The sequence below is a fragment of the Dorea sp. AF24-7LB genome, from assembly GCF_003478575.1.
In the GTDB taxonomy this organism is placed as follows: domain Bacteria; phylum Bacillota; class Clostridia; order Lachnospirales; family Lachnospiraceae; genus Dorea_D; species Dorea_D hominis.
This window is the reverse complement of the sequence record NZ_QUFR01000010.1, coordinates 58,710-77,987: the sequence shown is the minus strand read 5'-3', so window position 1 is coordinate 77,987 and position 19,278 is coordinate 58,710. Positions and strand designations below refer to the sequence as shown.

At 42.4% G+C, this 19,278-nt stretch carries 19 protein-coding genes; 6 read left to right on the top strand and 13 right to left on the bottom strand.

Annotated features, from left to right (window positions below; all coding sequences use genetic code 11):
• Positions 1-2: 2 nt before the first annotated feature.
• Together glgD and DWY31_RS10575 are read right to left on the bottom strand one after the other, a co-directional pair.
• A complete protein-coding gene (gene glgD, locus DWY31_RS10580; protein ID WP_021860633.1) occupies positions 3-1,121 on the bottom strand; it encodes a glucose-1-phosphate adenylyltransferase subunit GlgD in 1,119 nt (372 codons plus the stop codon).
• Positions 1,118-2,392, bottom strand: a complete 1,275-nt coding sequence (locus DWY31_RS10575) for a glucose-1-phosphate adenylyltransferase (protein WP_117537898.1) — start codon at positions 2,390-2,392, stop codon at positions 1,118-1,120. Before DWY31_RS10575 ends, glgD begins: the two co-directional genes overlap by 4 nt.
• Positions 2,393-2,622: 230 nt before the next feature.
• Here DWY31_RS10575 and murC point away from each other — a divergent pair, with 230 nt between their 5' ends.
• The 4 genes from murC (at position 2,623) to DWY31_RS10555 (ending at position 7,358) form a co-directional block, all read left to right on the top strand.
• On the top strand, positions 2,623-3,999 hold the full coding sequence (gene murC / locus DWY31_RS10570; protein ID WP_118520486.1) for a UDP-N-acetylmuramate--L-alanine ligase: 1,377 nt from the start codon (positions 2,623-2,625) through the stop codon (positions 3,997-3,999).
• 138 nt (positions 4,000-4,137) lie between these two features.
• Entirely contained in the window at positions 4,138-5,139 is a 1,002-nt protein-coding gene (locus DWY31_RS10565) for a DnaD domain protein (RefSeq protein WP_021860630.1), read from the top strand.
• A 22-nt stretch (positions 5,140-5,161) separates the two neighbouring features.
• On the top strand, positions 5,162-6,187 hold the full coding sequence (locus DWY31_RS10560; RefSeq protein ID WP_117537901.1) for an ATP-binding protein: 1,026 nt from the start codon (positions 5,162-5,164) through the stop codon (positions 6,185-6,187).
• On the top strand, positions 6,174-7,358 hold the full coding sequence (locus DWY31_RS10555) for a ribose-phosphate pyrophosphokinase (RefSeq protein ID WP_021860628.1): 1,185 nt from the start codon (positions 6,174-6,176) through the stop codon (positions 7,356-7,358). The genes DWY31_RS10560 and DWY31_RS10555 overlap by 14 nt, the downstream gene beginning before the upstream one ends.
• Before the next feature lie 134 nt (positions 7,359-7,492).
• On the opposite strand, the gene DWY31_RS10550 is transcribed toward DWY31_RS10555, so the two are convergent.
• The 9 genes from DWY31_RS10550 to DWY31_RS10510 all read right to left on the bottom strand — a co-directional run bounded on the left by DWY31_RS10550 (position 7,493) and on the right by DWY31_RS10510 (position 16,908).
• A complete protein-coding gene (locus tag DWY31_RS10550) occupies positions 7,493-9,034 on the bottom strand; it encodes an ATP-binding protein (protein ID WP_118520484.1) in 1,542 nt (513 codons plus the stop codon).
• Positions 9,035-9,036: 2 nt separating this feature from the next.
• Positions 9,037-10,137: a metallophosphoesterase family protein gene (locus tag DWY31_RS10545; RefSeq protein ID WP_118520482.1), complete on the bottom strand. Its 1,101-nt coding sequence runs from the start codon at positions 10,135-10,137 to the stop codon at positions 9,037-9,039.
• On the bottom strand, positions 10,043-11,281 hold the full coding sequence (locus DWY31_RS10540) for a sensor histidine kinase (RefSeq protein WP_118520480.1): 1,239 nt from the start codon (positions 11,279-11,281) through the stop codon (positions 10,043-10,045). The genes DWY31_RS10545 and DWY31_RS10540 overlap by 95 nt, the downstream gene beginning before the upstream one ends.
• On the bottom strand, positions 11,271-11,960 hold the full coding sequence (gene vanR / locus DWY31_RS10535; RefSeq protein ID WP_021860624.1) for a VanR-ABDEGLN family response regulator transcription factor: 690 nt from the start codon (positions 11,958-11,960) through the stop codon (positions 11,271-11,273). The genes DWY31_RS10540 and vanR overlap by 11 nt, the downstream gene beginning before the upstream one ends.
• Before the next feature lie 70 nt (positions 11,961-12,030).
• A complete protein-coding gene (gene asnS, locus DWY31_RS10530) occupies positions 12,031-13,422 on the bottom strand; it encodes an asparagine--tRNA ligase (RefSeq protein WP_118520478.1) in 1,392 nt (463 codons plus the stop codon).
• A 99-nt stretch (positions 13,423-13,521) separates the two neighbouring features.
• Positions 13,522-14,373, bottom strand: a complete 852-nt coding sequence (nadC, locus tag DWY31_RS10525) for a carboxylating nicotinate-nucleotide diphosphorylase (RefSeq protein WP_117537907.1) — start codon at positions 14,371-14,373, stop codon at positions 13,522-13,524.
• Positions 14,374-14,384: 11 nt separating this feature from the next.
• Positions 14,385-15,575 carry an L-aspartate oxidase gene (locus DWY31_RS10520; RefSeq protein ID WP_118520476.1) on the bottom strand — a complete coding sequence of 397 codons (1,191 nt, stop codon included), beginning with the start codon at positions 15,573-15,575 and terminating at the stop codon, positions 14,385-14,387.
• 36 nt (positions 15,576-15,611) lie between these two features.
• Complete coding sequence (gene nadA / locus DWY31_RS10515) at positions 15,612-16,517, bottom strand: quinolinate synthase NadA (RefSeq protein ID WP_021860620.1); 906 nt, start codon at positions 16,515-16,517, stop codon at positions 15,612-15,614.
• Positions 16,518-16,593: 76 nt separating this feature from the next.
• Entirely contained in the window at positions 16,594-16,908 is a 315-nt protein-coding gene (locus tag DWY31_RS10510) for an FGGY-family carbohydrate kinase (protein ID WP_279220080.1), read from the bottom strand.
• Between DWY31_RS10510 and DWY31_RS10505 the strand changes: the two genes are divergently transcribed.
• Positions 16,896-17,171 (top strand): hypothetical protein, encoded by a 276-nt coding sequence (locus DWY31_RS10505; protein WP_118520472.1) that lies wholly within the window; start codon positions 16,896-16,898, stop codon positions 17,169-17,171. The two genes, DWY31_RS10510 and DWY31_RS10505, sit on opposite strands and share 13 nt — an antisense overlap.
• Positions 17,172-17,346: 175 nt before the next feature.
• On the opposite strand, the gene tnpA is transcribed toward DWY31_RS10505, so the two are convergent.
• Positions 17,347-17,817: an IS200/IS605 family transposase gene (gene tnpA / locus DWY31_RS10500; protein WP_118520470.1), complete on the bottom strand. Its 471-nt coding sequence runs from the start codon at positions 17,815-17,817 to the stop codon at positions 17,347-17,349.
• 223 nt (positions 17,818-18,040) lie between these two features.
• On the bottom strand, positions 18,041-18,301 hold the full coding sequence (locus tag DWY31_RS10490) for a hypothetical protein (protein ID WP_118520466.1): 261 nt from the start codon (positions 18,299-18,301) through the stop codon (positions 18,041-18,043).
• A gap of 259 nt (positions 18,302-18,560) precedes the next feature.
• On the opposite strand from DWY31_RS10490, the gene DWY31_RS10485 reads away from it, so the two are divergent.
• Positions 18,561-19,049, top strand: a complete 489-nt coding sequence (locus tag DWY31_RS10485; protein WP_118520464.1) for a QueT transporter family protein — start codon at positions 18,561-18,563, stop codon at positions 19,047-19,049.
• Positions 19,050-19,278: the final 229 nt, after the last annotated feature.

The following is a 19,278-nucleotide window of genomic DNA, read 5'->3' as shown; positions in this document are numbered from 1 at the left end:
TTCTACAGCACATACCTCTCGTTCTTTTCGATGACCACTTTCACACCATCTTCCCCTACATGCCTTGTGTTCGCTCTGATGGTGTTACGACTTTCTACAATACAGTTTTCAATATAAGTATTGTCCCCAAGATAAACATCATTCAGAATGATAGAATTTTTAATTACACAATTGTTTCCGACGAATGTCTTCTTAAATAATATAGAATTTTCGACGGTACCATTGATAATACTTCCACTTGCAATCAGACTGTTCTTTACAACCGCACCCGGATTATACTTTGCAGGCGGCAGGTCGCTTACCTTTGAATATACATCTGGCTGTTCCTTGAAGAAGTAGTTTCTTACCTCCGGTTTCAGGAAATCCATATTCGTCCGATAATATGCATCCACGGTCGAAATACTGTTCCAGTAGTCTTTTATTTTATAACCATATATTTTCTTCAGATTCTTGTATCTGATGAGAATATCGGTCACAAAATCATGTCTGTCCTCTTCCGCACAGTGCTCGATCATATCGATCAGATGTCTTCTCCTGATCACATAAATCCCGGTGGAAATAGTGTTGGACTTAGCCACCATCGGCTTCTCTTCAAATTCTTCCACGCGCATCGTATCATTCATCTTCAATGTTCCAAACCGGCTCGCATCCTCTCCTGGAGCAAGTTCTTTACACACGATCGTAATGTCTGCGCGTTTTGCTATATGATATTCCAGAACCTTGTTATAGTCCATCTTATACACCGCATCGCCGGATGTAATGATAACGTAAGGTTCGTGGCATCTCTTCAAAAAATCAAGATTCTGGTAAATCGCATCTGCGGTTCCTCTGTACCAGTATCCGTTATCTGCTGTGATTGTCGGGGTAAATACATAAAGTCCGCCCTGTTTTCTTCCGAAATCCCACCACTTGGAGGAATTCAGATGTTCATTCAACGAACGGGCATTATATTGTGTTAAAACCGCCACTTTCTGAATATGTGAGTTAGACATATTACTGAGTGCAAAATCAATCGCCCGGTAACTTCCTGCGATCGGCATTGCTGCCACTGCACGTTTCTGTGTAAGTTCTTTCATCTTATAACTGTTGCCACCCGCTAGAATAATTCCTACCGCTCTCATACCCGTTCACCTGCCTTTATCAAAGTCTCTCCGCTGTCCAGTACGCCATCCGGGTAATCCTCTGCCGTTGTCTTACCACTGATCGCAGTATTTTTTCCAATCTGTACTTTTTCCGGGATTACCGAATTCTCTCCAATCGTTACCAGTCCAAAAGAATATACGGACGGTTTCAGGCGGTTCGGTACATCTCTTCCGATTCCCATTACAACTTCATCACCGATTTTACAGTTCTCTGCGATAATCGCCTTGTCCACAACACAGTTTTTGCCGATTACTGCATCCTTCATAATGATAGAATCTCTCACAACGGTTCCTTCTCCTATCACAACACCAGATCCGATAACACTATTGTGAACTTCACCGTAAATTTCTGATCCATTACCGATAATGCATCTGTCGATCACTGCCTGTTCGGAAATATACTGCGGCGGCAGGATGCCACTGTTTGTATAAATCTTCCAGAACTCTTCATAAAGATTGAACTCTGGAATGATATCGATCAGTTCCATATTCGCTTCCCAGTAAGAACCAAGCGTTCCTACGTCTTTCCAGTAACCATTGTACTCGTAAGCAAATAAGCGTTCACCTTTTCTGTGACAATATGGAATAATATGTTTACCAAAATCACATCCAGACTCATCTCTCATCGTATGCAATGCTTCTTTGAGCACCGGCCAACTGAAAATGTAAATTCCCATAGATGCGAGATTACTCTTCGGCTTCTCCGGTTTTTCCTGAAATTCTGTGATCCTTCCATCATCATCTGTGATCACGATTCCAAATCGGCTTGCCTCCTCCATCGGCACCGGCATCGCTGCGATCGTCACATCCGCATTATTCGCTTTGTGATAATCCAGCATAACTTCATAGTCCATTTTATAGATATGATCTCCGGATAAGATCAGTACATAATCCGGATGAAAAGTCTCTATGTAATCAATATTCTGATAAATCGCATTCGCAGTTCCGGTATACCATTCACTGCTCGTGCTCTTCTCATATGGTGGTAAAATCGTTACTCCACCATAATTTCTGTCCAGATCCCACGGAATTCCGATTCCGATATGAGCATTCAATCGAAGCGGTTGATACTGTGTCAGTACTCCCACGGTGTCAATTCCAGAATTAATGCAGTTACTCAGAGGAAAATCAATAATCCGGTACTTTCCTCCGAAAGCTACTGCAGGTTTTGCAACTTTAGCAGTTAGGACTCCAAGTCTGCTGCCTTGTCCGCCTGCCAGAAGCATTGCTATCATTTCCTTCTTTCTCATGTCATCACCCCTTCACAGTCGTTTATTATCTTATTATAGCATATATTTATCCTTTCGTGAACATTTTTCACAATTTTAGTAAACGTTTCGTGACCTTTTTATGAAAATATACCAAGAAATTTTAGGTTGGTTTTTTTGCCAGATATGTTTATAATAATATGATAGAAGTAAGTAAATTATGAACACTTTCCGGCAACCCGCCGGAGCATTAAAACTAAGGATGGTAGCTTATGTATAAAATCAATTTTGAACAACCGGTACACGTACACTTCATTGGAATTGGCGGAATCAGCATGAGTGGTCTGGCAGAAGTTCTTTTGGAAGAACATTTCACAATCTCCGGATCAGATAACAAACGTTCTCCGCTTACAGAACAGCTTGAGAAAGCCGGCGTCACTATTTTTTACGGACAGAAAGCTTCTAATATAATAGAAGGAATTGATGTTGTTGTTTACACGGCAGCAATTCATGAAGACAACGAGGAATATCAGGCAGCAGTCCAGAAAGGACTTCCTATGCTGAGCCGTGCCGAACTCCTCGGACAGTTAATGACTAATTATGATACTCCGATCGCTATATCCGGAACCCATGGCAAGACAACAACAACTTCCATGCTTTCCCACATTCTTTTAAGTGCCGAGATGGATCCAACGATTTCCGTCGGCGGTATTTTAAAAGCCATCGGTGGTAATATCCGCGTCGGTAATTCCGAAATCTTCCTTACAGAAGCATGCGAATACACGAACAGTTTCCTGCATTTCTTCCCGAAGATTGGAGTTATTTTGAACATTGATGAGGATCATCTGGATTTCTTCAAAGACCTTGCGGATATCCGTCACTCTTTCCGCAAGTTTGCTGAGCTATTGCCGGCAGACGGCACACTTGTTATTAATGGTGAGATTCCAGAGCTTCACGAGATCACAGACGGGCTTGCATGCCGTGTTGTAACTTATGGTCCGGACAGTTCTTATGACTACAGTGCAACAAATATTCTTCACGACCAGATCGGAGAGGCTTCTTTCGATTTCGTGAAAAATGGAGAGTTTGTAACAAGAATCGCACTCTCTGTCAACGGAGATCACAACGTATCTAACGCACTGGCAGCACTTGCTGTGGCTGATATTCTGAAAATCGATCCGAAGACGGCCGGACAGGGACTGAAAGATTTCCACGGTACAAACCGCAGATTTGAATACAAAGGTGAATTTGACGGCGTCACTGTCATTGATGATTATGCACATCATCCGACAGAAATCACTGCTTCCCTGACTGCTGCAAAACATTATCCACACCGTGAGATCTGGTGTATTTTCCAGCCTCACACTTATACACGTACCAAGGCTCTCTTCCCGGAATTTGCTGAAGCATTATCTCATACGGATCATGTGATCCTTGCAGATATTTATGCCGCAAGAGAGACAGACACACTCGGCATCTCTTCCAAAGACCTTGCAGACGCAATCGCTGAAAAAGGTGCAGATGTATATTATTTTCCTTCTTTTGAAGAGATCGAAAACTTCTGTCGCGAACATTGTCAAAAAGGTGATGTGTTGATAACTATGGGAGCCGGAGACGTTGTAAACATTGGGGAAACGCTCGTTAAGTAAGAGTTATCCACATTTTCCACAGGATTTTATCCACAAAAAACCTGATTTTTGGCTTAAAAATTTCTTTTTTGCCCGGTCAACTGATGTTATAATGATCCTGCAACATTTGAAAGACATTAGGAGGCTCATCAGGCGGGTATGAAAACACTGACTTTAACAAATCAGGCAAAAAAAACAGTTACGGTTCTGGAGAACGAATTCATTGACCGGTATATGCCAAAAGCAAATGGAGAATATGTAAAAGTTTATCTTATGCTTCTTCGCCACCTGGACGAGTCTGCCTCTTTGCCGGCTCCGTCCAGACTGGCTGATCTTTTAGAGTGTACGGAGAAAGATATTTTACGCGCTTTCAAATACTGGGAAGGTCAGGGACTTCTCGAGTACAAAGAAGAAGCTCCGGACCGTTCTTTACAAGCTGAAGTTTCTCCATCAGAAGCTTCGCTGACTGTTGCACCGGTTTCGGGCACGGACAAGTCTGTGAACACCAGAAAGCATGGTAACCGCAAGGAATTTAAAGAATTACTTTTTGTAGCTGAACAGTATCTTGGCAAGACTTTATCTGCTACAGATATTAATGCGATTACATATTTTTATGAGACATTACAGATGTCAGCTGATTTGATCGAGTATCTAATCGAATATTGTGTTGAAAACGGACATAAGAGTATCCATTACATCCAGAAAGTTGCTTTATCCTGGCACAGTCAGGATATCCGCACTGCAGAACAGGCAAAGACCAATTCTGTTCTTTATAACAAGAACTGCTATTCTATTCTGAATGCTTACGGAATCAAAGGACGTGCTCCTGCAGCATCTGAGATCGCATATATCCGCAAGTGGCACGAAGAATATGCTTTTTCTCTGGAAATCATTCTGGAAGCATGTGACCGAACCATGAATATGATCCATCAGCCGAATTTTGAATATACAGATTCTATTCTGAAGAACTGGTATAAGAAAAACGTCCACACTTTAGAAGACGTCTCTGTTCTGGATGCCGCATTTACACGTGCGAAAGCAGACAAAGCCAGACAGCAGACAACGCAGCCTTCCAAACCTTCCGGAAGGAATAAGTTTAACAATTTTGAAAACCGCTCTTATGACATGAACGATCTGGAGCGCAGACTGATACAGCAATAAGCAGACAAGGGAGATTTTCTTTATGGCACTTTCAAATTCACAGTACAATGAACTGATGCGCATCTATGAGCAGCGCCAGCTGGACGCCGTCCATCAGGTGCAAGAGCGCTATGAACGCGTCACACAGGCAATTCCTGAGTTTGCAGAAATAGATAACGCCATCTCTTCTGCCAGTATCCGGCAGGCGAGACTTTTGTTAAATGGCGAGACTTCTGCTCTGGCAGATTTAAAACAAGAGATACATACCTTATCTGCCCGCAAGAAAGAATTACTCAAATCACATGGATATCCGGCACATTATCTGGAGCCGCATTATCTCTGCCCGGACTGCAAAGACACGGGCTATATCGGAACGAATAAATGCCACTGCTTCAAAAAAGCAATTGTGGATTTATTATATACACAGTCAAACTTGCAGGAGATTTTAAAATCCGAGAATTTTTCTACACTTTCTCTGGATTATTACTCACGCAACCACATAGATCCGGTAACAGGACGATCCTCTCTGGATTCTATGAAGACTGCTCTACATGCATGTCATGAATTTGTAGATACATTTTCCACGGATTTTCGGAACATACTATTATATGGAGACACCGGTGTCGGCAAGACATTTCTGTCAAACTGTATTGCCAAAGAGCTGATAGATGCTGCTTATTCTGTCATCTACTTTTCTTCCAAGCATTTTTTTGATATACTTGCTGAGAATACGTTTGGCAAAAAGGATTCAGATTCTTACGATGAGGAATCCCCGGACACCAATTACATTTACAACTGTGATCTTCTGATCATTGACGATCTCGGCACAGAGATGGCAAATGGTTTTACATCTTCCCAGTTGTTTGCGTGTCTGAACGAACGTATTTTACGCCGGAAATCTACGATTATTTCTACGAATCTGGCATTAGATGATATCAAAAACATCTATTCAGAAAGAATTTTCTCCCGGCTCAGTAGCAGTTATACAATGCTTCGTCTGACCGGAGATGATATTCGCATCCAAAAAAAATTATTAAACCTAGGAGGTACAAAAGATGTTACGTCGTAACGAACGTGTTCTGGATAATATACCTGTTGGAGCTCTTGGAATCATTGCCCTTGACGGATGTCAGGAGATGGGAAAAAGAGTTAATGACTACATCGTAAACTGGCGTCGTGAAGACAGCCACGAATTTAAAAATGATGTAGTATTCAAGGGTTATGAAAGAGACAATTACCTGATTGATGCAAAGGTTCCGCGTTTTGGTTCCGGAGAAGCCAAAGGTATTATTGGTGAATCTGTCCGCGGTAAAGACCTGTATCTAATGGTTGATGTATGCAATTATAATCTGACTTATTCCCTGAGTGGACATACAAACCATATGTCTCCGGATGATCATTTCCAGAATCTGAAACGTGTCATCGCAGCCGTTGGCGGAAAAGGTCGTCGTATCAACGTGATCATGCCATTCCTTTATGAGAGCCGCCAGCACAAGAGAAGCGGACGCGAGTCTCTGGACTGTGCACTTGCTCTGCAGGAATTAGTGCGCATGGGTGTAGACAACATCATTACTTTTGATGCACATGATCCGCGTGTACAGAATGCAATCCCGCTCAGTGGATTTGAAACCGTTCGTCCTACCTATCAATTTGTAAAAGGACTTTTACGCAAATATAAAGATCTCCAGATCGACAGCGAACATATGATGGCGATCAGCCCGGATGAAGGTGCTACCGGTCGTGCTGTTTACCTTGCCAACGTATTGAATCTGGATATGGGTATGTTCTACAAGAGACGTGATTATACAAAAGTCGTAGATGGACGCAACCCGATCGTTGCACATGAGTTCCTTGGTTCTTCTGTTGAAGGAAAAGATGTAATCATCTTAGATGATATGATTTCTTCCGGTGACAGTATCTTAGATGTTGCCAGACAGTTAAAACGCCGCAAAGCAAAACGTATCTTTGCCGCCGCAACATTCGGACTGTTCACAAACGGACTGGACAAATTCGACCAGGCATACGAAGAAGGTACTATTGATGGTATCCTGACAACAAATCTGATCTATCAGACACCTGAACTTCTTGAGCGCCCTTACTATATCAACTGTGATATGAGTAAATATATCGCACTCCTGATCGACACACTGAACCATGACGGTTCTGTCAGCAGCATTCTTTCCCCGAACGAAAGAATCCAGCACGTTGTCGAGAAATATAAAAGAGGAGAAGAGATTTAAATCGTCTCTTCTCACATTTAGAATCATATAGCCAAAAAGAGCTTCCCCGCAGTTTTTAAGTATCCTTCTCTAACCCTGAGATAACATACTTCTTCGATTTGTTTATATCTGCTTGGAAGCTCTTTTTTATGGCATCATACATTTTCCTTATTATGCGGAATATGCATTTTCTTAAGCAGTTCTTCTTCCCGTTTCTGGCACGTAAAGATCAACACCTGTTTTTTATTTTCTGCAAGCCACTGTAATGTATTTGCCAGACGTTTCTCATCATAAAATCCAAATGTATCATCCAGAATCAGTGGAAATTCTTCTTCATAGAGAAATTCTGCGGCTGCAATACGAAGTGCAAGATAGATCTGTTCCGCTGTTCCACGGCTCACCTGTTCTATCCGGATTTTCCTGTCCTCTGTAATGAGATAAATTCGCGTGTCTTCGTCTACAAAAAGCCGCTCGTATTTTCCACCTGTGAACGCACAGACAATCTCAGATACTCTGCCATTTAACAACTTGTCCGTCTGCTCGCGCAGTCTTCCCGACAAAGCTTCCAGTTGTTCATACGCCATCGTAACCGCGTCTCTCGTCTGCTGTAATCTCTCAATAACATCATCTGTCAAATCTAGTTCTTCCAGCTGTTCTTTCAGATTCTCATATTGTGTCTGTTTCTCTTTCAATTCTGCTTCTATGCGGTTCTGCTCCCAGAGCAGTTTCTCTCTGGATGCTTTTTCTTCTCCCGGTCGGATCTCTTCAAGTAGAATCTCCGGCTCTGTTTTTTCCTTACGTTTACTTACTTTCATCCGATTCCAGATATAAATCAGGCAGCATAGGAAAATGATGATCGCCATCAGATAATTCCACGGTTTTGACACAATAAATAATGGGGAAATAATCAAAAGAACAAATACGATCAGCTCCATCGGATGAATTCGCCATTTGGAAACTTCTTCTGTATAAGCCAGACTGTCTTTTTTATTTTTCTGTTTTTCCATCTCCCGGAGTGCCAGTTCTTCACTGATGCGGTTCTTCTCTTCGGTGTACTTATGGATATCTGTCCATACATAGGATGCTTCCTGCTCCGTAATTTCCTGCTTTTTCTGTCGTTCTTCCAGTCTTATTTTTATCCGGCGTTCTATGTCCTTTTTTCGTTCCTTCAAGCGGGCAAATGCCGCCCCCAGATCGATGTCTCCCTTATCCTGCGCGCAAGCATTGGTTGCATAATTGCGAAGCTCTGTTCCAAGTGAAGCATCCGGTGTTACTTTCAATTGCCCACAGGATATTGTATTCTCGTATCCTGAAGCAGTCAGCCCATCGAGCAGCATTTCCAGATCTCCATTTTCTACCGAAAATTCTTCTCCGTCTTCCTCACAGAACAATTCTGCCTTTCTCCCTGTTTTTTCAAATGATCTCTGTAGGCAGAATGTCTTACCTCCCGCTTCAAATCGCAACACACCTGCATAGTAATTAGGATTTTCCCACGGTTCATACAGATGGCTTTCATCAGTTGCTGAAGCACGTCCACGCTTTCGCTCCATCCCAAATAACATCCCTTTCAGGAATGTGTGAATCGTTGATTTACCTGCTTCATTTTCTCCATAAAACAGTTGTATGCCGTCATTTACAGTAATTCTGCGATCTGCAAAACGCCCGAAATTCTTCATCCAGATCTCTCGTATACGCATAACTAACCCCTTCTTGTATCCATCAGCGCCTGTACTCCCTCACAAAGCGCACGATACTGTATGCTTTCCTGTGGATATTCTGATAATTCTTCGATAAATGCCCCCAGGATATCTTCTTTATGCTGTTTCATAAGCTGCTCAAAATCATATGTCGGCGTTGTCCGATCAGCGATTTCCAGTATATTCCATCCATGTTCATTTCCAAACGCCGGATGACCGTATAAGCTGTCACCGGGAGAAAATCTCCGGACCGTCTCAAACATAATATCAGGATCCCTGAAGCCGGTCAGTATAAATTTATAAAAATGCTGTTCTCCCTGTTCGCGGATACATGCTTCTATTCGCTCCTGCAGCTCCTGATCGGTAAACTGCGGTGTCACTGTGATTTTCTCATGGATGTAACGTCTGACACTTGCCGGTACAAAACGTATCCTGCAGCCTTCATCTGTTATTTCACCTTTGATAAAACCATGCTTTCCGGTATCATTCTTATCGATTGGTTCCAGCGCACCACTGTATGCCGCTTTCCCATCTATCACAGTCTGTGGCTTATGAATATGTCCGAGTGCCACATAATCATAATCTACGCGCCGCAGATCCTCTCTGTTAAATGGAACATGTGTCTCATCGCCTCCATGCAGCAGCAAAATTTTGTATTTTTGTCTTCCCTTTTTCAACTGGCTGATATCCAGACGATCTCTTATCTCCCGCGAATGATAACTAAACCCACAGACAGATGTACTGATCTCCAGAAGTTCGATACACTGCGGCTCATCTGCCGATATCATATGCACATGTTTCTGCCAGTGAAATGTACGGTAATAAGAATCTTTTTTTATGTAATCGTGGTTTCCTGCGACCAGAACCACCTGTGTTTTTGTCAATTTTCCAAACAGGTAACTGACCTCTTTTAATTCACGAAGCAGCGGTTGTCTGTGAAACAGATCTCCCACAATCAGTAAAAGATCTATCTTCTCCCGCTCACATGTCTCGATCACATTGCGGAAACTATTCCAGATCTCCTTTTTTCTTTTCTCTGCGAGTCCGTTTGGCAGGTCTGGACTTGCCCCTAAATGTATGTCCGCGAGGTGCAGAAACTTCATCTTCTTCTCCTTCCTCCTGCTCCTTCTTTGAAGGCAGTGTTACAATAAATTCTGTCTTCTGATCGTTGCTCTTCGCACGCACATGCCCACCGTGCAGTTCTACGATTTCCTTCGCGATCGCAAGCCCCAGTCCGGCTCCACCGGTACCGCTGGATCTCGAACCGTCCACACGGTAAAATTTCTCAAAAATTGTCTGCAACATTGTTCCCGGAATCTTATCCCCTTCATTGCTGAATACAATCTCTACGTCATCTTCTTTTTTTTGTGCATAGATCTGGATCTTCGTTCCGGCATAGCAGTATGCAATTGCATTTCTTAAAATATTATCAAAAACTCTGGCAAGCTTATCCGGATCTCCGGTCACTTCCAGATTTTCTTCCACTTCCACTTCACAACACAGATTCTTATCCTGCAGTACGCCGTACAGTTCGTCCGCAATCTGCTCCAGCATCAGAGATAAATTAATCTCAACCGGTTCCAACTCTATGTCCTGCAGATTATAGCGGGTAATATCAAAAAATTCATTGATCAGATCGCCAAGCCGCATAGATTTCTCTAATGCGATGTGAATGTACTTTTCCCGTTCTTCATCTGACATGTCCGGATGGCTGTCCAGCATTGTAAGATAAGCTACGATGGACGTCAGCGGTGTCTTCAGATCATGTGCAAGGAAAAGCACCAGATCATTTTTCCGTTTCTCGCCTTCTTCCGATTCCAGTTCCTGTCTCTTAATCGTTGCCTTGATCTCATTGAGACGGATCTCAATTGGCTTGAGCTCCGTGATCAGATGCACCGGTTCGTTGGAATCTGATACAATATTTTCGATTCCGTCTCCCACCTGATCCAGATATTTTGTCATTTTTGAGAGCGCAATATAGAAAAAGAGCGCAAATAAAAGCAGGAAACCGACAACCATGAAAAAGGTCTTATTGTCTCCGATCAATTTCCAGTATAAATGAATCGCTGTCGATTCATCAATATTCAGGTCTTTCAGATATTTAATGAAAAACTTACTGAATTTGTCATTATACGGTCCATCGATAATATAGCGCAGAATAAATCCACCTACCAGCACAGTCAGTGCCGTTACCAATACCGTCTGCAATAATATACTGAATTTGAGTTTCCGATAATTATTCTTCAACTTTATATCCCACTCCCCATACGGTCTTTATGAAATCAGATTTGCCGGTCGGTATGTTCATCTTCTCCCGCAAATGACGAATATGCACCATCACCGTGTTGTTGCTGTTCTTATAGTAAGTCTCGTGCCATACTTTCTCGAATAATTCTTCTGAGCTTATGACTTTGCCTTTGTTCTCACAGAGCAGCCAGAGAATATCAAACTCAATCGGTGTCAATGTCAGCGGAACTTCATTGTAAACACACTCATGAGACTTTCGGTTTAATAAAAGTCCGGCAAAATCAATGATATCTCCGGTGTCTTTACTGCCTTCATTGTACTGCGTATAACGTCTGAGCTGTGCCTTGACTCTTGCAACAAGCTCCAGCGGATTGAACGGCTTCGGAATATAATCATCTGCCCCCAGTGTAAGCCCTGTGATCTTATCCATATATTCCGTCTTTGCAGTCAGCATAATCACCGGAAATGTGTATTTCTCCCGGATCTGTTTTAAAATCTGGAAACCATCCACATCCGGTAGCATAATATCCAGAATTGCAAGATCAATCTTCGTGCTGTTAATGCAGTCCAGTGCCTCCTGCCCTGTATAAAACTTCAGAATCTGATACTGATCATTCTGTAAATACAGTTCAATTACATCTGCAATCTCTTTCTCATCATCCACTACTAATATATTCATACAATCCCTCCTGAAAACCAGGGGACGGGGCATTTCTCAAAAAGCCCCGTCCCCAATTAGTAATTAAATCTTACAGTTCGCAGTTATTGACTGTTCTTGGGAATGGAATCACGTCACGGATATTTCCCATACCTGTCAGATACATCACGCATCTCTCAAATCCCAGACCGAATCCTGCATGTCTGGTAGAGCCATATTTTCTAAGATCCAGATAGAACTTGTAGTCTTCTTCCTTAAGTCCCATCTCGTTCATACGTGCAAGCAGCTTGTCGTAATCATTCTCTCTCTGGCTTCCTCCGATGATCTCACCGATTCCAGGAACCAGACAGTCTACAGCGGCTACCGTCTTATTATCATCATTCATCTTCATGTAGAATGCTTTGATTTCCTTCGGATAATCGGTTACGAATACCGGACGTTTGTAGATCTCTTCTGTCAGATAACGCTCATGCTCTGTCTGAAGATCTGCGCCCCAGGATACTTTATATTCAAACTTATCATTGTGTTTCTCCAGGATCTCAATTGCTTCTGTATAAGTCACTCTTGCGAAATCAGAAGATATGACATTCTGCAGTCTCTCTAAAAGTCCTTTGTCAACAAATGAATTGAAGAACTTCATCTCTTCCGGGGCATTCTCCAGTACATAATTGATGACATATTTTAACATAGACTCTGCAAGAATCATGTTATCATCCAGATCTGCAAATGCCATCTCTGGCTCGATCATCCAGAACTCTGCTGCATGTCTTGTTGTATTGGAGTTCTCTGCACGGAAAGTCGGTCCGAATGTGTAAATATTGCGGAATGCCTGTGCGTATGTCTCACCGTTGAGCTGTCCGCTTACAGTAAGACTTGTCTCCTTGCCGAAGAAATCCTGTGAATAATCTACCTGTCCGTCTTCTGTCTTCGGTACATTCTCCATATCAAGTGTTGTCACACGGAACATCTCTCCTGCTCCTTCACAGTCACTTCCTGTGATCAGTGGTGTATGCACATATACAAATCCTCTCTCCTGAAAGAACTTGTGAATTGCGTAAGCTGTCAGTGAACGCACACGGAATACAGCCTGAAATGTATTCGTTCTCGGTCTCAGATGCGAAATAGTTCTGAGATATTCAAAGCTGTGGCGCTTCTTCTGAAGCGGGTAATCCGGTGCTGATGCACCTTCAACTTCGATCGTATCTGCCTGAATCTCAAATGGCTGTTTCGCCTGTGGTGTTGCTACCAGTGTACCGGTTACGATAATTGCCGCACCGACATTCAGTTTGGAGATCTCTGCGAAATTCTCCATTTTATCATGATATACGATCTGCAGTGGTTCAAAAAATGTTCCGTCATTCACTACAATAAATCCAAATGTCTTTGAATCACGGATGCTGCGAACCCATCCACCAATCGTGATGGTCTTATCCAGATAGTTTTCTTTGTTCTTGTATAAATCTCTGATTGAAATCAATTCCATGCTAATTTAACTCCTTTTCCTGTACAGCGACAAAAATAGCCGCAATATGCTCTTGGTATTATAACATATTGCGACCCGTTTTTAAAGTCTCATACCTATTTAAATCCTGTGCAGATTCTTAAGTGAAATGTCCAGGATCGGTGCGGAATGTGTCAGTGCACCGCTGGAAATATAATCCACTCCGACATCTGTCATTCTCTGGATATTTTCCAGTGTTACATTGCCGGAACATTCTGTCTCGGCTCTGCCGTCAATATATGCGACTGCTTCTTTCATCTGCTCCGGTGTCATATTGTCCAGCATGATAATATCTGCCCCTGCTGCCACCGCTTCTTTAACCATGTCAAGCGTCTCAACTTCTATCTCGATCTTGCGTACAAACGGCGCATATGCTTTTGCCATCTGTATCGCTTTTGTCACACTTCCGGCTGCTCCGATATGGTTATCTTTCAAAAGCACACCATCGGACAGATTATACCGGTGATTATATCCACCGCCTGTGCGGACTGCATATTTCTCAAAAATACGCATATTCGGCGTTGTTTTTCTTGTATCCAGAAGCTTGATCTTACTTCCTTTCAGATAACCCGCCACCGTATGTGTATACGTTGCGATTCCACTCATTCTCTGTAAATAATTAAGCGCCACACGCTCTCCGGATAACAGTACGCGGATATCTCCTCTTACTTTTCCCATCAGCTGTCCTTTTTTCACTTCATCTCCGTCTTTGCAGGAAAAAGTCACTTCTGTATCTGCATCCAGCAGTTCAAATACCCGTTTGAAAACATCCAGTCCTGCGATCACGCCATCCTGCTTGCAGATCAGTTCCACTTCTCCGTCTACCGCCTCCGGCATCACCGCATTCGTGCTGACATCTTCGCTCGATATATCTTCTTTTAACGCCTCCAGTATCAGATGATCTGCCTGAAGTGTCATTGAAATCTTATTCATCTTTGTTCCTCCTACGCTGTCTCTTTTTCCATCCGTGCATATTCTTCTGTAATACAGTTCGCCGCACGCTTCGCAAATACCAGACTTTCCAGCAGTGAATTGCTTGCAAGACGGTTCGCTCCATGTACACCGTTGCAACTTGTCTCTCCTACTGCAAATAAATGCGCCATCGATGTATGACTGTTCCGGTCTACCCAGATACCGCCCATAAAATAATGCTGCGCCGGAACTACCGGAATACATTCTTTTGTCACATCATAGCCTTCTTCCAGACAATGCTCATAAATATTTGGAAAATGCTTTAAAATTGTCTCTTCCGGAATGTGTTCCATAGAAAGCCATACATATTTTGTGCCATCCTTTGCCATCTGCTCCCGGATTGCCTTTGTCACAACGTCCCTCGGCAGCAATTCATTTACAAAACGTTCTTTATCTTTATTATATAATACAGCGCCCTCTCCACGTACAGATTCGGAGATCAGGAAACGTCTGCCCGGCTTCTCGGAATATAATGTTGTCGGATGGATCTGCACATAGTCCAGATGCTCCAGACGGATATCATGTTTCTTCGCAACTTCCAGTGCATCTCCTGTTAAATGCGGGAAATTCGTAGAATGTTCATACAGACCACCGATACCACCGCTTGCAAAAATCGTATAATCCGCTTCGATCTTTAACTGATCTCCATCCTGGTCTGCCGCATAAATGCCACAGCATTTACCAGCTTCTTCTATAATATCTGTCATTGTTGTATATTCCAGAATCTCGACATTCGCTCTCTTCTTAACCTGAGCAAGCAGTTTGCTCGTAATCTCTTTTCCGGTAATATCTTCATGGAAGAGAATACGCGGTTTGGAATGTGCACCTTCTCTTGTATAACAGAACTCGCCGTTCTTCTTCTCAAAATCTACTCCGTAAGATACCAGATCATCAATAATCTCTCTGGAACTGCGGATCATAATGTCTACGGATTCTTTCCGGTTTTCATAATGTCCGGCTTTCATTGTATCTTCAAAATAACTATCATAGTCTGTCTCATCTCTCATTACACAGATTCCTCCCTGTGCCAGAAATGAATCACTACTTTCTAAATCTGCCTTTGTCAACATCAGAATCCGCTTATCTTCCGGGAGATTCAACGCATGGAACAGACCGGATACTCCGGTTCCGACGATAACCACATCCACTTTTCTCTCTTTCACTCTTATCCCTCCTAATTATATAGCAAGAGCAATTTTTTATTTTGCAAGCTGTAACATACGCTCCAGCGGAAGCTTCGTCTTCTCACGAAGTTCTGCATCAACGTGTACTTCATTCTCTCCGGTCTGAAGGACATGCAAAACCTTGTCCAATGTAACCTTCTTCATATTCGGACATACCGGAACACTCTTTGGATAATAAAATTGTTTCTCCGGATTCTGACGCTTAAGCTCATATCCGACACCTTCTTCTGTGCAGATGATAAATTCCTCCTTCTCACTTGCTGTCGCATACTGGATAATTCCTTTTGTACTGCCTATGTAATCCGCATGCTTCAATACCCCCTGGTTACATTCCGGATGTGCCAGCACTTCTGCTTCCGGATGCAAAGCTTTCTGTTCAAGAATTTCATCCTCTTCCATCCGCTCATGTGTCGGACAGAAGCCTTCATTATATATAAAATGTTTTTCCGGCACCTGCTCTGCAATGTGGTGTGCCAGATTACGATCCGGGATAAAGAAAATGTTCTTCTGTGGAAGTGCTTTTACAATCTTCACTGCATTGGAAGATGTAACACAGACATCGGAATATTTCTTAAGCTCTGCTGTAGAGTTGATATAACAGACAACCGCCAGGTCATCATATTCCGCACGCACCTTCTGGATTGTCTCCACATCTGCCATATGTGCCATCGGGCAGTCTGCATCTGCTGCCGGCATTAATACGGTCTTATGAGGGCTTAAGATCTTCGCACTCTCTCCCATGAATCCAACACCGCAGAATACGATCAGCTGTGCGTCCAGATCTACCGCTACTCTGCTCAGATAAAAGGAATCCCCGATATAATCTGCTATCTGCTGCACTTCCGCCGGCACATAATAGTGAGCCAGGATCACTGCGTTCTTTTCTTTTTTTAATTTCTTTATCTCTTCAATTACTGACATTGCTCCGTCACCTCGTTTATTTAAAGTCATACTATTATACCATACTGTCTTACAGGTGACAAGACACTTGTATTATTCAAGGCTTTACACATATAATTACTTTTCTGTTTTCCGAATTTGGATAATACGTTTTCTTTATTTCCACAAATTTGTCTGCTGCTTCCTCTACAGAGGACCAGATTCCGTTGGCAACTCCAGCCAGAATTGCACAACCCATTCCCGGTGTACTTCCGCTGTTTTTAATTACTTTAACCGGAATTTCAAGAATATCCGCCTTAATCTGACACCACGCTTCCGATTTAGCTCCGCCACCAAGCGAGCGAATCTCTGTCATCGTTGCACCCAGTTCTTTTTCGCATGCCTCATATTCTGCGGGAAATGAAAGATAAATATCCGGGCGTAAAAGTCATACAGCATCACGGTAATTATAAAGAAATTGAATACTGGCTAGAAAAAGAAAAAGTAGATGTTGTATTAATCCCCCTTGTCGAATGTGGACTTGGTATCTCTGTGTTTCCAAAACTGATTATGGATTTTGTCCATTCCAACGTTGTTATCAAGAGATTTGCTTGTCCACGTTACCGGACTATCGGACTGGCTGTCAAGAATCCGGATGAGAGCTCCGGATCAACAAATCTTTTAATGAACTTATAGAATTAAATCTGCTATTATTGAAGAAATCTTGCACTAAAAATCACGACCACCGGCTTAGCCGGTGGTTTGCTTTGACCCTATAAGGGTCTCTTACCGGCACTGGAGTCTAAAGACTCATCGAAATAGATTCGCCAATCGCAACATCACTTACCCACCAAGCCCTTTCGGGCTTATTTTATTTGTTATGTTTTACTGGCTCACCCGTGAACGGGTCGATATACTCCTTTAGTGTCATTTGATCATATTCCAAATCACTCTGTAACTGATTAGCTATATATTCCTGAATTTTCTTCGCATTTTTTCCTACCGTATCTACATAATATCCTCTGCACCAAAAATGTCTGTTGCCATATTTATATTTCAAATTTGCATGGCGTTCGAATATCATTAATGTACTTTTGCCTTTTAAATACCCTACAAAATACGATACACTTATGCTCGGTGGAATCTCAACTAACATATGCACGTGATCTGGACATATCTCTGCTTCCACAATTTTTACACCTTTTCTCTTGCATAACATACTTAAAATATTTGCAATATCTTGCTTAATCTTTCCATATGCTACTTTTCTTCTATATTTGGGAGCAAAAACAATATGATACTTACAATTCCATTTCGTATGTGATAAACTATTATTATCCATATGGATACCTCCTTTGTTAAATAATGCGGTTGGCGAACCTAACATTATTATAGCACTGGAGGTTTTATACTGTAAGCTGAAGCAACTTCAACCACCCGCACATGGTGGTTTATTTGTTTTCCAAAGTTTCGTTTTTCGGATCAACGAAAAACTCCACAATGTAAAACAGGGCTTTGCCCTAACAATCAAAAACACCACCAGCCTTTTTATGACTGGTGGTATACTACATAGATAATATTTCTATATCATTCCACAATTCTTTTAACGATATATCATTTATTTTATTCTTATCAAGCATCGTCTGAACATTAGCGTAGAACATGGCTTCTCCTTCAGGACATTCGCATATAAACGGCTTATTATCTCTCCTGGAGATATTGTATCTTTTTCCAGAAAGAATAAACTCAATATCCAATCCCATCTCAATAGCTTCTGACATCTCTGATAGACTTTCAAATTTTGCGCAATCTTTGTACTCGATCATCCTGATCACCTCTCTACAACCATCATATCCTACCCGCCAGCATTCCGCAATATCTCCCTGACTGCTGCCATCACAATTTATTCATTGTGGGTAAATTGTGGGTACAGCTTGAAATTCTCTATCACCCATGTTATACTATCACCCGTTACAAAACCCTAAAAAACAAGGTCTAATAAGGGTTTCGCCGATTCCCGGCATAAAATGAATCGAGTGTTCGTGACCTTCCACTCGTAAAACAAAACTAAAGGAGATATGAAAAATGAAAAACAAAAACATCACTTACATGACACAGGCTGCCATGATTGCTGCCATCTATGTTGTCATCACCTATGTCGGTGCAGCTTTCTCGTTCGGAGAAGTGCAGGTTCGTATTTCGGAGGCGCTTACAATTCTTCCGATCTTTACTCCGGCTGCCGTTCCAGGATTATTTGTCGGATGCCTGATCGGTAACATCTTAGGCGGAGCAATCCTTCCGGATATCATCTTCGGAAGTCTTGCCACTTTGATCGGTGCTTTCTTTACATGGAAGCTTCGCAACCAGAACCGCATCCTCGCACCACTTCCACCAATCATTGCAAATATTATTGTTGTTCCATTCGTTCTGCGTTATGGCTACGGTGCAACTTTACCAATTCCGTTCATGATGCTGACGGTAGGTATCGGCGAAGTGATTTCCTGTGGTATACTCGGACTGATCCTTGCATATGCGCTGGACAAATACAAACACATCGTATTTCAAAATGCATAAATAAAATAGAATGTGCCTTGGCACATTCTCGCGCCGAGCGCGTTGCTGAGCGCCTGTGACGCTCGTTTAGCAACGACCGGAGTGGAACGTAGACAGCTTGCAACACTCTACGTTTCGTGCGAGTGCGCATCCTCCCGGAGGGTTTGTTATGTAATAGAAACGAAGTTTCCTATTACATAACAAAGAGCTGCGTCAGAGTGAATTTTTCACTCTGTCACAGCTCTTTCTT

What these genes read in the sequence shown, in the direction of transcription:
- glgD (WP_021860633.1), bottom strand. Translation starts at nt 1,121, where the DNA reads ATGAGAGCGGTAGGAATTATTCTAGCGGGTGGCAACAGTTATAAGATG.
- DWY31_RS10575 (WP_117537898.1), bottom strand. Translation starts at nt 2,392, where the DNA reads ATGAGAAAGAAGGAAATGATAGCAATGCTTCTGGCAGGCGGACAAGGC.
- murC (WP_118520486.1), top strand. Translation starts at nt 2,623, where the DNA reads ATGTATAAAATCAATTTTGAACAACCGGTACACGTACACTTCATTGGA.
- DWY31_RS10565 (WP_021860630.1), top strand. Translation starts at nt 4,138, where the DNA reads ATGAAAACACTGACTTTAACAAATCAGGCAAAAAAAACAGTTACGGTT.
- DWY31_RS10560 (WP_117537901.1), top strand. Translation starts at nt 5,162, where the DNA reads ATGGCACTTTCAAATTCACAGTACAATGAACTGATGCGCATCTATGAG.
- DWY31_RS10555 (WP_021860628.1), top strand. Translation starts at nt 6,174, where the DNA reads ATGTTACGTCGTAACGAACGTGTTCTGGATAATATACCTGTTGGAGCT.
- DWY31_RS10550 (WP_118520484.1), bottom strand. Translation starts at nt 9,034, where the DNA reads ATGCGTATACGAGAGATCTGGATGAAGAATTTCGGGCGTTTTGCAGAT.
- DWY31_RS10545 (WP_118520482.1), bottom strand. Translation starts at nt 10,137, where the DNA reads ATGAAGTTTCTGCACCTCGCGGACATACATTTAGGGGCAAGTCCAGAC.
- vanR (WP_021860624.1), bottom strand. Translation starts at nt 11,960, where the DNA reads ATGAATATATTAGTAGTGGATGATGAGAAAGAGATTGCAGATGTAATT.
- asnS (WP_118520478.1), bottom strand. Translation starts at nt 13,422, where the DNA reads ATGGAATTGATTTCAATCAGAGATTTATACAAGAACAAAGAAAACTAT.
- nadC (WP_117537907.1), bottom strand. Translation starts at nt 14,373, where the DNA reads ATGAATAAGATTTCAATGACACTTCAGGCAGATCATCTGATACTGGAG.
- nadA (WP_021860620.1), bottom strand. Translation starts at nt 16,517, where the DNA reads ATGTCAGTAATTGAAGAGATAAAGAAATTAAAAAAAGAAAAGAACGCA.
- DWY31_RS10505 (WP_118520472.1), top strand. Translation starts at nt 16,896, where the DNA reads ATGAAAGATAAATATCCGGGCGTAAAAGTCATACAGCATCACGGTAAT.
- tnpA (WP_118520470.1), bottom strand. Translation starts at nt 17,817, where the DNA reads ATGGATAATAATAGTTTATCACATACGAAATGGAATTGTAAGTATCAT.
- DWY31_RS10490 (WP_118520466.1), bottom strand. Translation starts at nt 18,301, where the DNA reads ATGATCGAGTACAAAGATTGCGCAAAATTTGAAAGTCTATCAGAGATG.
- DWY31_RS10485 (WP_118520464.1), top strand. Translation starts at nt 18,561, where the DNA reads ATGAAAAACAAAAACATCACTTACATGACACAGGCTGCCATGATTGCT.